The organism is Amycolatopsis rhizosphaerae (assembly GCF_007713715.1).
Lineage (GTDB): Bacteria > Actinomycetota > Actinomycetes > Mycobacteriales > Pseudonocardiaceae > Amycolatopsis_E > Amycolatopsis_E rhizosphaerae.
In genome coordinates this window covers 17,207-29,870 of sequence record NZ_VJWX01000026.1, presented here as the reverse complement: position 1 = coordinate 29,870, position 12,664 = coordinate 17,207, and the positions used below count along the sequence as shown (strand labels likewise).

The following is a 12,664-nucleotide window of genomic DNA, read 5'->3' as shown; positions in this document are numbered from 1 at the left end:
ATCCGCGCCGCCACCCCCGGGTCCAGCACCGCCCCGCCGCGGGCGAGATCGCGGATGGCCCGGAGCAGGGCGGCGGGTTCGATATCCTTGAGGAGGAAGCCGTTGGCGCCGAGGCGCAGCGCGAGGCTGACATACTCGTCGATGTCGAAGGTGGTGAGCATCGCCACCGCTGGCGGCGAGGGGAGCGCGAGGATCGCGCGCAGGGCTCTGATTCCGTCGTCCGGAGCGCGCATTTTGATGTCGAGGAGCACCACATCCGGGTGTGATCGCCGTACCGCCTCGACCGCCGATCTGCCGTCGACCGCCTCGCCGACCACCTCGATGTCCGAAGCCCCGGCCATCATGCCGCGCAGCCCCGAGCGGACCAACTCTTCATCGTCGGCGAACAGCAGCTTGATCAACTAGCCCTCCGGCGCTCGGTGGAGCGGGGATTCCGCGCCCGGTCACGGAAGGTTACCGGTTGGTAGCGAAAGAGTCGATACGCCGTTCGCCCGGTCCCACTCACCGAACACCGCCGCGAACCGCTACGCTGTCCCTGGCAAGCCCTCGTAGCTCAGGGGATAGAGCACCGCTCTCCTAAAGCGGGTGTCGCAGGTTCGAATCCTGCCGGGGGCACGCAGGTCAGAGGCGGTTTGGACTGGTCAGGACCGCTTCGCGTGGTGCGGTACATGGTGCGAGTTGGCCTAGACTCGCACCATGAAGCGCACTGGGGGATGGCGCGAGGGGCGCCAGCGAGGCGAGATCGAGCAACTGGCGAGCGGGGCACTTCGGGTCAAGCTCTACGCCGGTGTAGACCCTTTGAGCGGCCGTCGGCACTACCTCCGCGAGACGATCCCACCGGGCCCGAAGGCGGAGACTGAGGCCAAGAAGGTCCTCGCCCGCTTCGTCAACGAGGTCAACGAACGCCGCAACCCGCGCACCAGCGCGACCCTGAACCAGCTCATGGACCGCTATCTGGAACTGCTCGACGTCGACACGACGACCAAGCAGCGCTACGAGGGCACCATTCGCACTCACGTGCGCCCACTGCTCGGTCAGACACGCGTCGGCAGGCTCGACGGCGAAACCTTCGACTCGTTCTACAAGATCCTGCGCACCTGCCGCGCCCACTGCGGCGGCAAGAAGTTCATCGAACACCGCGTCGCCGGGCCGCACGAGTGCAACGAGAAGTGCCGCGCCCACAAGTGCAAGCCGCTCGCCGCGTCGTCCACCATCCGCAAGGTGCACTGGTGCCTCAGCGGCGCGCTCAAGGACGCGATGCGCTGGAAGTGGATCACGGTCAACCCCCTGGAGCAGGCCGAGCCGCCGAAAGCGCCCACACCGGACCCGAAGCCCCCAACACCCGCCGAAGCGGCCGCCATCGTCAATAGGGCGTTCAAAGACCTCTCCTGGGGCGTGCTCGTGTGGCTCGCCATGACGACCGGCGCCCGCCGCGGAGAGCTGTGCGCGCCGCGTTGGGACCTGCTCGACCTCGACAACGCCTCGCTCTGGATTCGCACCGCCATCGCCCAGGACGGCTCGAAGACGTGGGAGAAGGACACCAAGACCCACCAGCAACGGCGCATCGCGCTCGACGCGGAGACCGTCGGCTTGCTGCGGGCCTACCGGCAGCACTGCGAGACTCAAGCCGCCCTGGCCGAAACCGCCATCGCCCCCGATGGCCGTGTCTTCTCGCCCTCCGTCGACCACACGACTTGGCTCAAGCCGAGCACGGTCTCCCAGCGCTACCGGCGCATGTGCACGAAGCTCGGCTGGGACATGCACCTCCACCAGCTACGGCACTACTCCGCAACCGAACTCATCTCCTCCGGCGTCGACGTCCGCACCGTCGCCGGTCGCCTCGGCCACAGCGGAGGCGGGACGACGACGCTCCGCGTGTACTCCGCATGGGTCTCAGAGGCCGACCAGAGGGCCGCCAAGCAGCTCACCGGCCGAATGCCGCAAGCGCCGATCGTCATCGACGGGGAGGGCAACGCGCGGACCACGCTGGTCCCGGAGGCGGAGAACCCGTATCAGAAGATCGCCGCCGATCTACGGGGCGCGATCGCTGCCGGTGTCCTGCGCATTGGTTACCGACTCCCACCGGTTACCGAGCTTGCCAGCCGCTACAACGTAGCCGCAGGGACTGCGCACCGAGCGATCAGCGAGTTGAAGAAGGCCGGTCTCGTGAAAGCCAGCCGCGGACGCCGAGCCGTCGTCGCTGATCCAATGATCATCGCCTCGAAGACAAACGAGTCGAGCTCGACTCGAAACGTTCCGGGTGACATCATCCAGCAGAGACCGAATTCATGAGTGCTACAGCTTCCATGAAATCGGATCTTTCTTCATGGCATCAACCAGTTTATCTATACCTTTACGAGAATCGTCGTCGTTTATCATACCAAGCCTGCGACGCGCTTCAGGGAGGGCAAAACTCCACTCATCGACGTGCCAGTCGATCAAATGAGACAAAAACTTTCGCCCATCGTCACCCATGACCTGCCAGCCCGACCAGATACGCTCGAAGCACCACAACAAGCGAAAATAATCGTGCCGAACAGCCGGATCGGACCCCCCAAAGGCCGACTCATTGTTCCGCACCAAGCTACCCAAACGGTCGCGAGCATCCGCGATGTCCTTGGTCAACTCAGAATGTAACGCTCGGGCAAGTTCCCTGTCCCCCCTCTTTCGTTCTTCGAGTTGAAATTTGCGTCCGCGCAGTGCGGATATCGCCGAAGTTGTCGCGGCGATAGCCGAAAGTGTTGCAGCTACAGCCGCCCACACGCCAAGCACCGAGCACCCCCAGAAATCACAAAAACGTGATCACAAATTCAGAGAAGATGGCCAGCGAACCGTCAAGACTACCGAGTCAGCGAAGGCTTCCCAGCTATGGTCGACCCCCGGCCCCCACATGGCGTAGTCACCTTGTTTAGTAAACGTGGCTGACCCCGCTGTCGACTCCACCCTAAAATGACCGTCAATGAGCATCACAAGGGTAGTTCGCTGATCACCCTTGGTCCATTCGATCCGCTTGTCGCCCTGGGGATGCGTAGCCCACTTCACTTCAACGTCTTTCGAGGAAAGAACACCTTGCGATGGGTCAATGAAGTGACCGACAAACCAGCCGCGGGTGTCCGCGCCGTCCTCCGCTGCGTTCCCGGTGTGCCAGCGTTCGGTCACTTCAACTCCCACTCGACGGACGGCAGGTTCACTCGCTGTCCGCCGATCTCCGCAAGGGTTCGGATTCCTTGCAGGATGGCGAACAGTCCTTCGTTGCTCCAGGTTACATCGTCGAGAAGCTCGGTCAGTAGCTCGGGATCGAGGGTGGAGTAACGTCGCAGGTTAGATGATTCCCAGTTGGCTTCGATCTGGCCGCCGTAAAGGTCCCAGAATTCCTCGTCCTGAATGACGATGAGGCTGGCGAATTCATAGTTGCCGCTTACCAGGTTGAGGCCGAATCCGGTGCATTCCAGCCACAACCGCTGGCCGAAGGGGCGCGTCATGAGCCATTGCATCGGTTCGGACAACCGGCTGGGGTGCATCGGGTCGGCGCTGCGTTGGTCGCCGATGGTGTTGTCGATGTCGTCTCGGCCGAACAGTTCTTCTTCCATCTCGCGCAGCAGGGTCGCTCCGACGGGGGTGTCTGCGCGGAGGTCGGTGACCGGCTGGTGGAAGCCCTTCGGAATGACAGCGAGCTGGCGGTTCGCGTTGAGCACGTTCCCGGATCGCTGTTGCACGAGAAGGACGTAATCGGCGGGGCCGTGCCAGCCGGAGGGCCGGGCGATCGCACAGAGCGCGAGGGCGCCTCCCGCGCAGAGCCGGTCGTCTAGAGCCGTGACCGCAGCAAGGTCCGGAAGGTATTGGTCTCGTAGGGGTAGCTGGCCGGGAGTCGTCGGGGCGCCGGAGGCGAGTGCGTCCAGCAGCTCGCCTTCGAGGAGGTCCATGGTCAGTGCGTAGTGCACGAACGGGGCAACCCCGAGCGTTCCCCCCAGGTTCGGCCGTTCGATGTCGAGTGCGCGGAGCCGGTAGAGCGGCATATTGACGAGTCTCGTCCCGAGTTCGAGCGTCTCGGCGAGCCGCCGGACGGCCGCGTCGGTCGCGGGTCCATCGAGCCGTGTCGGTGCGTCGGTTGCGCCTTGCCCGAGCTTGAGCCGATCGGCCTCGGTTCTGAGGTGGGTTCCGAGATCGAGCCATTCGGGCCGGGTGAGGATGCACGTTGCTGCCTGGCCGCTCTCGCCGTATCTGGCGGAGTAGAGCCCGTGTCCGGCCAGGTTGGTGCCGTAGTAGTCAGTCAGTGCCTGCGTGACCTGACGCTGGCTCACCTTCCCGCGCAGGACTCCGCGGTCACGCAGCGCCTGGGCGTCGACGGTGGCGAGCCTGGCCGCGACCTTGCGGCGGCTGGTGCCGGGCTCCCACCCGGCGTGTTCGTCCAGCCATTCGAGCGCGTCACCGAGGTGTGGGTCAGCGCTGAGGCGCTGCTCGGCGGCGGCCCTGGCCTGATCGGTTGTAGCGCTGTCGAATGCTGGTTCGGCCGGCTCGCTTGGTTGCTCGCCGACGAGTTCGGCGAAGCGTGCCCGCACAGCGGCCGAAGCTTGCTCGTAGGCGGTGTCGAGAAGTTGTTGCATCTCGGACTTTGGCGTGAGGGTCGGCTTCTGGTGCCAGCCTGCGACCGTGCGGACGCCGATGCCGAGACGTTCGGCGAAGAGTTCGTTGCTGAGCCGCATCGCCTTCTGGAGAACGCACGCGGTACGCCCGGTCCACGGTTCCACCGCCATCAGGAACGCCTCCGCTCAGTGGCACGGGCCTGGACTTCGGACCGGATGTAGTCGACCACCATGGCGAGGTCGGCCTTCATGTCGTCCAATCGATCTGTAATGGAATCCAACCGACGTTCCAGGGCATCCAACCGCGCCGAGAATTCCATCTCTTGCTTGCTTGGACCGTCTTCTGGCTTTGGAGGCTTGCGGCCGTTCAGTACGGCTTCGAGGTGCTGCGAGTGCCATCCAAGGGCAACGGACAGGGATTCCAGCGTGCGAGGGCTTCGCTTGCGATTGACCGTGTTGCGCTGGATCTCGCGAACTATCGCGGACGAGACGTGTGAACGTTCCGCGAGTTCTCGCTGGCGCCAGCCGAGCTCTTTCACGCGCTCATTAATGGCCCTTGCGACCGCAGCCCAGTCCTCTGCCACCCAGCTCCTCCACCACCGTTCCCGCGCCGACGTTAGCGGATTCGCCTGACCTTGGGTGGCAACACCACCTTGACCGGAGGGAAGATCACTTACAATCGATGATTTCATTGCAGAATCGATGAAATTGTCGACAGTCGCAAGCGACCGAGAAGGCGCTCCAAGCCAGGTGCCGGCCGCGAGAATAGCGCCGAGAATCGACGAACCGCACTGGTTCTGCATTGGTGTTGCATTTGATCTGCACTGGATGTGCATGGTTGACGGCTTCGATTTTTCCTTGAATCGAAGCCATGGAAAACAACCACCGAACGCCTCACAACAAGGCAACTTCGAAAATCAGTTCGCGTCCGGCTTTCTACACAGTTCGAGAGGCAGCAGAATTGCTGCGAGTGGGAGCTTCGACGCTATACCGAATCATTCGCGAGGGCGACTTCCCGGCCATTCGCCTCCGCTCTCGCTATGTCGTTCCCGCCGCCGCACTCGATCGGCTGCTTGCCGAGGCGGAGGCGACCGGGAGCGTCGTGGACCCGGCCCGCATCGCGGCGGCTCGGCGGACCGCTCGCGAGGGCGCTCGGATCGGCGGGGGTGACCTGTGGTGAACCCGGAGGACTTCGAGAGCTTCGAGGACTACTTGACGTCGCTTGCTACAGAGCTTGACCGCTACGAGCAGGTTCCGGACGACGTCCTGACCGACATCGTCAACCGCGACGGCGCCTGCATGTGGCTCTACACGAACGGCATGGTGCCGGAATGGTCGTGTGACGATCGCACTGACCGGCAACTGGCCGCGGGGATCTGCGCGGACTGCCCGGTTCGGCTGCCCTGCCTGGAGCTGGAGTTGCGAACGGCTGGGCTGTTCACGTTGGGCGTGTGGGGTGCGCTGTCCGAAGAGGACCGTCGTGCTCTGTACCCGGTGTGGCTGGCTCGCCGCGAGAACCGAGAAGGAGGTGAGCAGGAATGAATATCGCTCTGACTCCGGCGCAACTTCTGGTCGGTATGGGTTGCCTGCTCCTGCCGTTGGTGCTCTGGCGTGGCCGTGTTCGTCGGAATCGCCGGAGGGCGGAAGCGGCTATCGGCGGTGCTCGGCTGCTGTCGCTGTTCGGGCGAGTGGTGTTCACGGCGGCGCTGATCGTTGGCGTGCAATGGATCGTGGTCACGAAGGCGGCCGACAACCACGGGCTGATGCTCGGGGTGCTGGGCCTTCCGGCGCTGTTCGCGGCGCACGCTCTGACGCGGGCGCTGACCGTGACGGCGTTCGTCCCTCCCCGGGGTGGTCGGCGATGAGCGGGAGCGTTGGGAAAGGGGTGGCCGCCTTCGGGCGGCCACCCGCCACCCCCGCCCACGGTCCGGATGCGGTCGCCCTGCGAGTGGAGCAGGTGCGCAGGCAGGTCGACCGGTTGTGCTGGACCGGGATCACGCTGGGGCTGGCGTTCACGATGACGAACGTCCAGCACTTCGCCGCTGCTGGGGCGGCCGTGTGGTCGCTGCCGTGGCTGGCGGCGTGGCTGCTCGATCCCACGGTGTCCCTCGTGCTGGTGGCGATCCTGCGGGCCGAGCAGTTGACCGCGCGCTACCGCATCCGGACCGGACCGTGGGTGCGGCGGGCGAAGTGGTTCACGCTCGGCGCCACCTACGTCATGAACACCTGGGCGTCGTTCGCTGCCGGTTCGTGGTCGGGCATCGTGCTGCACTCGGTCCCGCCGCTGTTGGTGTTCACGGCCGCCGAGGCAGTCACAGATCTCCGGGACAAGCTCGCCGAAGCGGCCGCCGCTGCGTTCACGGAGACGACGGAGGAACAGCCCGCTGTAGAAGCGGCCAAGCCTCGCCCCCGTGTGGCCCGTGGTCGCCGTCTCTTCAGTGACTTCCTGGCCGACGCACGGAAGGCGTGGGCACCGGGCATCGAGGTCACCCCGGCGTGGGTGCGAGAGGTCACGGGCTGTTCACGTGGCCTGTCGTCGCGGCTGGCCGCCGCCCTCGCCGCTGAGATCGCCGAGAGTGGAGGCAGGCCATGAACGCTTCCATGAACGGCCGGGAGCTGGAACGGAAGGTGTTCGACGCGGAGTTCGTGAACGACGAACCCAGCCAGGACCGCGCCAGGGTCCGCAGGGCTTGGGTGGCACGAGCCCGGTTGGTGGCCGCGTACCGAGTGCGGAAGCTACCTCGTGACCTCGCTCGGCTCGTGTGGTTCGTGATCCGGGGTCACGGGCGCTGGGCGGCCAAGGCGTGGACGTGGGCGACCTATGGAGACCTGCGGGCGGATGCCCGCGCGGCACGCCTGGCGGGCGACACGGAGGCCCGCCGTAGGGCTCAGGAGTTGATCCGCTCGGACGCGAAGGCCCGGTGGGGTCGGGTGGCGATCGTGCTCCACCGTTGCGTGGTCACGGCCGCGTTCGTGGGTCCTGTGGCGCTCGTGCTGTGGTGCGTGGATTCATGGATGGCGCGGGCGGACATGTGGCCGTGGCTCGCCGGACTGCTGCGCGCCATCGAGGTGACCGGGCAGGTGCTACTGACGCTCGCTTGGATTCTCTTGGCCATCGCGCCGGTCGGCTGGCTCGTTGCGGCCGCGTGGGAAGGGCGAAACAAGGATTCCGGCGAGGGTTGGCTGACTCGGCCGGACCGCGATGACACGGACTCGTGGGTGGATGAACGGGTGGTGTCCAAGGCGCTGGCTCACCTTGGTATCGCTCCGCTGAACGCCTTCTTCAAGAACGGGGGCGAGTTGCACTACAGCGTCCCGGCACGTCGTGACGGCAAGGGCACCTACGTGCAGGTTCGGTTGCCGCTCGGCACGACAGCCGACATGGTGGCCGATCGGCGGGACAAACTCGCGGCCAACCTTGGCCGGGCAAAGCTGGAAACCTGGCCCACCGAGGGCGACGAGGCCGGCGTGCTGGACCTGTGGGTGGCGGACAAGGGCGTGCTGGCCAGCAAGGCCGGAGTATGGCCGTTGCAGCATGACGGCCAGGTCGACGTGTTCGACGGTGTGCCGTTCGGGCTCACCCAGCGCGGCGTGATCGTCAACGCGCCACTGATCGAGGCGAACTGGCTCGTCGGTGGCAGGCCGGGACAGGGCAAGTCGTCCGCCTTGCGAACCCTGCTGCTGGGCGCGGCGCTCGACCCCACCGCGGAACTGTGGGTGTTCGTGATGGGCGAGTCGCCGGACTTCGATCCGTTCCGGCCTCGCCTTGCCCGCTACCGGATGGGCATGGACGATGCCGTGGCAGAGGCGGCCGTCAAAGCGCTGGAAGAGCTACTGGCCGAGATGGAGCGTCGGGGCAAGGTGCTCGGCTCCCAGCCCGGTCGCCCACCGAAGGTGTCTCGCAAGCTGGCCGATCGACCGGGGCTTGCCTTGCACCCCTTGGTGTGTGCCATCGACGAGTGCCACGAACTGTTCCAGCACCCCAAGTTCGGCAAGCGGGCCGCTGAACTCGCGGTGCGACTGATCAAGCGCGGCCGGAAGTACGGCATCGTCCTGCTGCTGGCCACGCAGTCCCCGACCAAGGATTCAATCCCACGGGAGGTCACCCGGAACGTCTCGTGCGGCGTGGCGTTCTCCGTGGCCGACCAAATCGCCAACGACGGGCTACTGGGTTCGGGCAAGTACCGGGCCGGTATCCGAGCGGCCGACCTGCGGATGAAGACCGACCGGGGCACCTGTGTGGCTGTGGGCGTCACCGACGCGAGCTTCGAGCTGATACGCACGTTCTACGTCCCGTTCGAAGATGGAGTCGACATGGTGACACCGGTCATCGAACGCGCTGTCGCGCTCGTCGATGAGGCCGGGCGGGCAATCGCATCTGCGGAGATCGAATCTGCACCGGTCGATCACCTCGCGGACGTCGAGCGGGTCATGCGCGGCGAGCACCGGGTGCCGACTCGGGTGGTACTCGCGCGGCTGGCCGAGCAGAACCCGGCCGAGTACGAGAGGTGGACGTTCTCCGACCTCAAGGGGATGCTGGCCGCCCACGGCTTCGGCCCGCGCAAGTCCGGCGGATTCCAAGTCATCCGCGCCGAAGACGTCGCAGCGGCCCTCGCGAGTCGAAGGTGAACCGGAGGGGGAAGCAGGAAGGGCGTGGGGAGTTCTCCCCACGCCCTTCCCTCACGTGCTTCCCCGCGCTGACCTGCGAAAAGTCAGGTCAGGGAAGCGGTTTCGAGGTCTGCGGACATCGACAAAACAGCCTCCTGGACGGGTTTGTCGGACTCTCCGCCCGCTCCCTCCCCGTCCGGGCGCGGCGCGATGTATGTGCCCTTCGAGCGCACCGTGACGAGCAAGCCACGCTCGCGCAGCAGCTTCGTCGCGTGCCGCGCTGTACCGAGCGACACCCCGTATTCCTCTGCAAGCCGCCGCTCCGAGGGCAACGCCGTGTACGCACGAAGGATGCCCCGCGCGATCAAGTCGGCAAGGTGATCGGCCAACTGCTCGTAGACGTAGCCGCCGATCGGGTTGCTGCCCGGATCGAAGACCGGCTCACGCTCGCCACTCCTGTGAATGTCAACGGACATCAGAACTCCCTTTCTCTGTTTCACTCGCGCCCAGGACTCGGAGGGCACGGGACAGTTGCCCACTCAGTGCCTCGACTTCCGCAGCCAGCCGCTCCACGGCCGACTCAGCAGCCGCCAACCTGGCGAGGACGTCGTCCCGCGCTGCCAGACGCGGCGCAGGCGGCTCGGGCGTCGGCGCCTGCCGTAGGCATGACTCGCACGGCATCCCGGTCACCTGGCCAAGCAACTCCACCTCGCCGGGAGCGAACTCCGCTCCGCAGCAAGCCTTCAGCCGCCCCGCCGCTACTGCCGCAGTCACGACGTGCACCACCCGTGCACGCTCGCCGACCGTTCCGGCCGCTGGACGTACCAGCAGCACCCGAACTGCCATCGCTAACCACCCCGCCCTACCGAGTCCAACCGCACATCTCTCGGGACAAGACCCAAGCGGAAACGGCCCACCCGACACAGAGCAGGAACGTCGGACTTTCGTCGAAGAAATGTGGCAGTCCGGCCTTTCACCTGGGCAAACAATGCGGCGGCCCGCTACAGTGGCGGACACTGAGCCAGACTGGGGAGACAACACATGGCTATCAGGCGCACCGGCCTCACGGCCGCCCGGAAAGCGGCTGGCTACACCCAGGAGAGCCTTGCCGCCGCCCTGAACGTCGACCGCTCGACCGTCATCCGCTGGGAGGCTGGCGAGTACGCCCCCCTCCCCTACCTCCGGCCGAAGCTCGCCCGACTCCTACAGCAGACACCAGCTCGGCTCGCCGAGTTCCTGGACGGCCCCGACACGTCACGGCGCGAACTCAGCCCGGACATCGACGCGGCGTGTGTCTGGCTTGACGACCGGCTCGGCAGGAAGTTCGGGACGGTCCGGCGGGAAGTCAACGCACTCCTGGACAGGGCAGGCGACGAGTTCCAGACCCGGCGTGCGCGGCGCTCCCGCGTCAAGCGGAGCGACATAGCTCGGGCGTTGAAGGTCTACTACGACGTCGACAACTCGCCGTACGAGACCTACACGGCTCGCTTGGGCGGCCAGGAATTCGAGACCAGCATCCTCACTCGCCCCGAGTGGTTCAACCTCAACATCCCCCTGACTCCGGACCGGGACCGGCTTCGACTGTCGACCACGAGCACGCTCCCGCGGATCGAGATCGATGAGGCTCGGGCGGTTCGACGTCTCGCCGAAGCGGAAGCGCTCGGCATCCGCCTCACAGACCAGCCGCTCTATCGGCTGCTGAGCATCGATTTACAGCAAGGCTCGATCTGCGGCACGGTTGCATTGACCTCGTTCCTTGAGTACGCACTGACGATGGACCTCCTTGAGGGGGAACTCCTCGATGCCTTGACCGAAGGGCGAGCCGTTCATCCTGGCTCACTGCCGCTGCGTGACCAGTACCTTCCTGATCTCGATTCCGTGGCGTGCCTCGGCGAACGCGTCTGTGCCGGAGGCGTGCTCGCCCTATTCACCGTCGCCGACTCGGCTGTTTCGCCAAGCCTCGCCCACCAGCGGCTCGTCATTCAACAGAGATCCAGTCAGGTCGTGAATACCGGAGGACAGCTTTCAGTGGTGCCGAAAGGTTTTCATCAACCCCTGAGCGACTATCGCTCAGACACATCCCTTCGCGGCTCACTATTGCGAGAATTAGAGCAAGAATTATTCGGCCGCAATGATCTCGACGCCACCAACGAGATACAGCGAGCAGCATCCCCTATGCATCCAAGTCGATTGTCAACCCCTATGAAGTGGATTACCACCAAAGAAGGTCGCTTAGAAACCAAGTGCGGCGGGCTAGGCTTGAACCTGATCAGCGGAAACTACGAGTTTGCATGCATGATCACCATAAGGGAGCAACAGTTTTGGCCTAGGTTTGGCGGCAGCCTTGAGGCCAACTGGGAAGCGAAGGGATTAAAAACGATCAATAACCCGGACGCAGCAACCCTACTTTCACTAGCATCGAACCCACACTGGTGCAATGAAGGAATTTTTGCACTTACCTGCAGTCTTGATTTCATCACAATGCCGACACATGCATAGCCGGATTGAATTGACAGCCACTGGGGATTGCATCATTGCCGAATATCAAGGAAATATTAAATGACAGGATCAGGCGAGAAAGATCTCGGGCCGATACCGTCCAATGATTTTGAATCTTCAATGGCTGACTCCATCTCAGCAAACAATCGTCCGGCGCACAGCGAGAAGAGTCGCCAACTTCCAGCCTGGCAACAAATATGCATCTTTGCCTTATCCGCAATACTAGTAGCTTCAGGCATCGCAGTTGCCGCAACCAATGCTCAACCGTCATCGTTTGCAGTTCTCGGCCTACCGCTTATCGGCGTAACACTGCTGGCATTTTCAACTAGATTCAGCAGACCTTGGACATTCGATTCGTACGCCGAGGAAATTCGCGGACGAATTAGCGAGTCAACTAATATGCATTTTCATATAGAAGGAAATGGAGCGATAGTTCGACTTGATTCCATCAATCAAGATCCTGCCACTATCCGAGCCTCCGCCTCCCTGGAGAAACAGGAAGCTATTCTTCGAGAGATTTACACCCAAGGTCTGGCTCAGGCGAAGGTTAGCTTCAAGGTGAGTATCATCTTCGCCTCAATTGGCTCATCACTACTCCTACTGGGAATTGGACTGGCAGTATTTTACGCAAGATCAAATGGCGAGCAATACGCTAGCATTGTTGCGGGAACTGCAGGAATTGTCACCAACCTAACCTCCGGTGTCTTCTTCGTTCAGTCGAACCGCGCGAGGGCCAACATGGCGACACAGGGCACAATGTTGAGAGAGGAAAGTCAGGAGGACCGCAGGCTCAATGCCGCAAGAGAGTTGGCGGGCGCAATCGACGATGAAGAACTCCGAAACCAGACGAGAGCCACACTAGCCCGCACCTTACTCAAGGTTGATGTGCATCCAACAGAGTCCGACAAGAAGGCCGGAAACACAGACAGTACACCTGAAACGGGTTCGACGAGCGAACAACAGTAAGGGGAAGT

At 63.9% G+C, this 12,664-nt stretch carries 14 protein-coding genes and 1 tRNA gene; 9 read left to right on the top strand and 6 right to left on the bottom strand.

Going from position 1 to position 12,664, the window contains the following annotated elements; genetic code table 11:
- Positions 1 to 401: response regulator (locus FNH05_RS04985; protein WP_144586071.1), on the bottom strand; the 401-nt coding region annotated here is incomplete at its 3' end.
- A 141-nt stretch (positions 402 to 542) separates the two neighbouring features.
- On the opposite strand from FNH05_RS04985, the gene FNH05_RS04980 reads away from it, so the two are divergent.
- Both FNH05_RS04980 and FNH05_RS04975 read left to right on the top strand, forming a co-directional pair.
- Positions 543 to 615 (top strand) — tRNA-Arg (locus FNH05_RS04980).
- Between the two features lie 81 nt (positions 616 to 696).
- A complete protein-coding gene (locus FNH05_RS04975; protein WP_144586070.1) occupies positions 697 to 2,292 on the top strand; it encodes a tyrosine-type recombinase/integrase in 1,596 nt (531 codons plus the stop codon).
- A 3-nt stretch (positions 2,293 to 2,295) separates the two neighbouring features.
- Here FNH05_RS04975 and FNH05_RS04970 read toward each other — a convergent pair whose 3' ends face one another.
- From FNH05_RS04970 to FNH05_RS04955, 4 genes are all read right to left on the bottom strand, one after another.
- A complete protein-coding gene (locus FNH05_RS04970) occupies positions 2,296 to 2,625 on the bottom strand; it encodes a hypothetical protein (protein ID WP_144586069.1) in 330 nt (109 codons plus the stop codon).
- A gap of 177 nt (positions 2,626 to 2,802) precedes the next feature.
- On the bottom strand, positions 2,803 to 3,159 hold the full coding sequence (locus FNH05_RS04965) for a signal peptidase I (protein ID WP_144586068.1): 357 nt from the start codon (positions 3,157 to 3,159) through the stop codon (positions 2,803 to 2,805).
- Positions 3,156 to 4,754, bottom strand: a complete 1,599-nt coding sequence (locus FNH05_RS04960) for a transcriptional regulator (protein ID WP_246127538.1) — start codon at positions 4,752 to 4,754, stop codon at positions 3,156 to 3,158. Before FNH05_RS04960 ends, FNH05_RS04965 begins: the two co-directional genes overlap by 4 nt.
- Positions 4,754 to 5,167, bottom strand: coding sequence for a helix-turn-helix domain-containing protein (locus tag FNH05_RS04955; protein ID WP_144586067.1), 414 nt, complete (start codon positions 5,165 to 5,167; stop codon positions 4,754 to 4,756). Before FNH05_RS04955 ends, FNH05_RS04960 begins: the two co-directional genes overlap by 1 nt.
- A gap of 287 nt (positions 5,168 to 5,454) precedes the next feature.
- Between FNH05_RS04955 and FNH05_RS04950 the strand changes: the two genes are divergently transcribed.
- The 5 genes from FNH05_RS04950 to FNH05_RS04930 all read left to right on the top strand — a co-directional run bounded on the left by FNH05_RS04950 (position 5,455) and on the right by FNH05_RS04930 (position 9,212).
- Positions 5,455 to 5,763: a helix-turn-helix domain-containing protein gene (locus FNH05_RS04950; RefSeq protein WP_144586066.1), complete on the top strand. Its 309-nt coding sequence runs from the start codon at positions 5,455 to 5,457 to the stop codon at positions 5,761 to 5,763.
- Positions 5,760 to 6,125, top strand: coding sequence for a WhiB family transcriptional regulator (locus FNH05_RS04945; protein ID WP_246127537.1), 366 nt, complete (start codon positions 5,760 to 5,762; stop codon positions 6,123 to 6,125). The genes FNH05_RS04950 and FNH05_RS04945 overlap by 4 nt, the downstream gene beginning before the upstream one ends.
- On the top strand, positions 6,122 to 6,448 hold the full coding sequence (locus FNH05_RS04940) for a hypothetical protein (protein ID WP_144586065.1): 327 nt from the start codon (positions 6,122 to 6,124) through the stop codon (positions 6,446 to 6,448). The genes FNH05_RS04945 and FNH05_RS04940 overlap by 4 nt, the downstream gene beginning before the upstream one ends.
- Complete coding sequence (locus FNH05_RS04935; protein ID WP_246127536.1) at positions 6,445 to 7,176, top strand: hypothetical protein; 732 nt, start codon at positions 6,445 to 6,447, stop codon at positions 7,174 to 7,176. Before FNH05_RS04940 ends, FNH05_RS04935 begins: the two co-directional genes overlap by 4 nt.
- 338 nt (positions 7,177 to 7,514) lie before the next feature.
- A complete protein-coding gene (locus FNH05_RS04930) occupies positions 7,515 to 9,212 on the top strand; it encodes an FtsK/SpoIIIE domain-containing protein (RefSeq protein ID WP_186382382.1) in 1,698 nt (565 codons plus the stop codon).
- An 83-nt stretch (positions 9,213 to 9,295) separates the two neighbouring features.
- Here FNH05_RS04930 and FNH05_RS04925 read toward each other — a convergent pair whose 3' ends face one another.
- Positions 9,296 to 9,667: a winged helix-turn-helix domain-containing protein gene (locus FNH05_RS04925; RefSeq protein WP_144586064.1), complete on the bottom strand. Its 372-nt coding sequence runs from the start codon at positions 9,665 to 9,667 to the stop codon at positions 9,296 to 9,298.
- Between the two features lie 565 nt (positions 9,668 to 10,232).
- Between FNH05_RS04925 and FNH05_RS04915 the strand changes: the two genes are divergently transcribed.
- A complete protein-coding gene (locus FNH05_RS04915) occupies positions 10,233 to 11,690 on the top strand; it encodes a helix-turn-helix domain-containing protein (RefSeq protein ID WP_144586063.1) in 1,458 nt (485 codons plus the stop codon).
- 60 nt (positions 11,691 to 11,750) lie between these two features.
- Complete coding sequence (locus tag FNH05_RS04910; RefSeq protein ID WP_144586062.1) at positions 11,751 to 12,656, top strand: TRADD-N-associated membrane domain-containing protein; 906 nt, start codon at positions 11,751 to 11,753, stop codon at positions 12,654 to 12,656.
- Positions 12,657 to 12,664 lie beyond the last annotated feature (8 nt).

Excerpts from the sequence above, each read along its gene's own strand:
- FNH05_RS04975 (WP_144586070.1), top strand. The coding sequence starts at position 697 with ATGAAGCGCACTGGGGGATGGCGCGAGGGGCGCCAGCGAGGCGAGATC.
- FNH05_RS04960 (WP_246127538.1), bottom strand. The coding sequence starts at position 4,754 with ATGGCGGTGGAACCGTGGACCGGGCGTACCGCGTGCGTTCTCCAGAAG.
- FNH05_RS04950 (WP_144586066.1), top strand. The coding sequence starts at position 5,455 with ATGGAAAACAACCACCGAACGCCTCACAACAAGGCAACTTCGAAAATC.
- FNH05_RS04940 (WP_144586065.1), top strand. The coding sequence starts at position 6,122 with ATGAATATCGCTCTGACTCCGGCGCAACTTCTGGTCGGTATGGGTTGC.
- FNH05_RS04935 (WP_246127536.1), top strand. The coding sequence starts at position 6,445 with ATGAGCGGGAGCGTTGGGAAAGGGGTGGCCGCCTTCGGGCGGCCACCC.
- FNH05_RS04925 (WP_144586064.1), bottom strand. The coding sequence starts at position 9,667 with ATGTCCGTTGACATTCACAGGAGTGGCGAGCGTGAGCCGGTCTTCGAT.
- FNH05_RS04915 (WP_144586063.1), top strand. The coding sequence starts at position 10,233 with ATGGCTATCAGGCGCACCGGCCTCACGGCCGCCCGGAAAGCGGCTGGC.
- FNH05_RS04910 (WP_144586062.1), top strand. The coding sequence starts at position 11,751 with ATGACAGGATCAGGCGAGAAAGATCTCGGGCCGATACCGTCCAATGAT.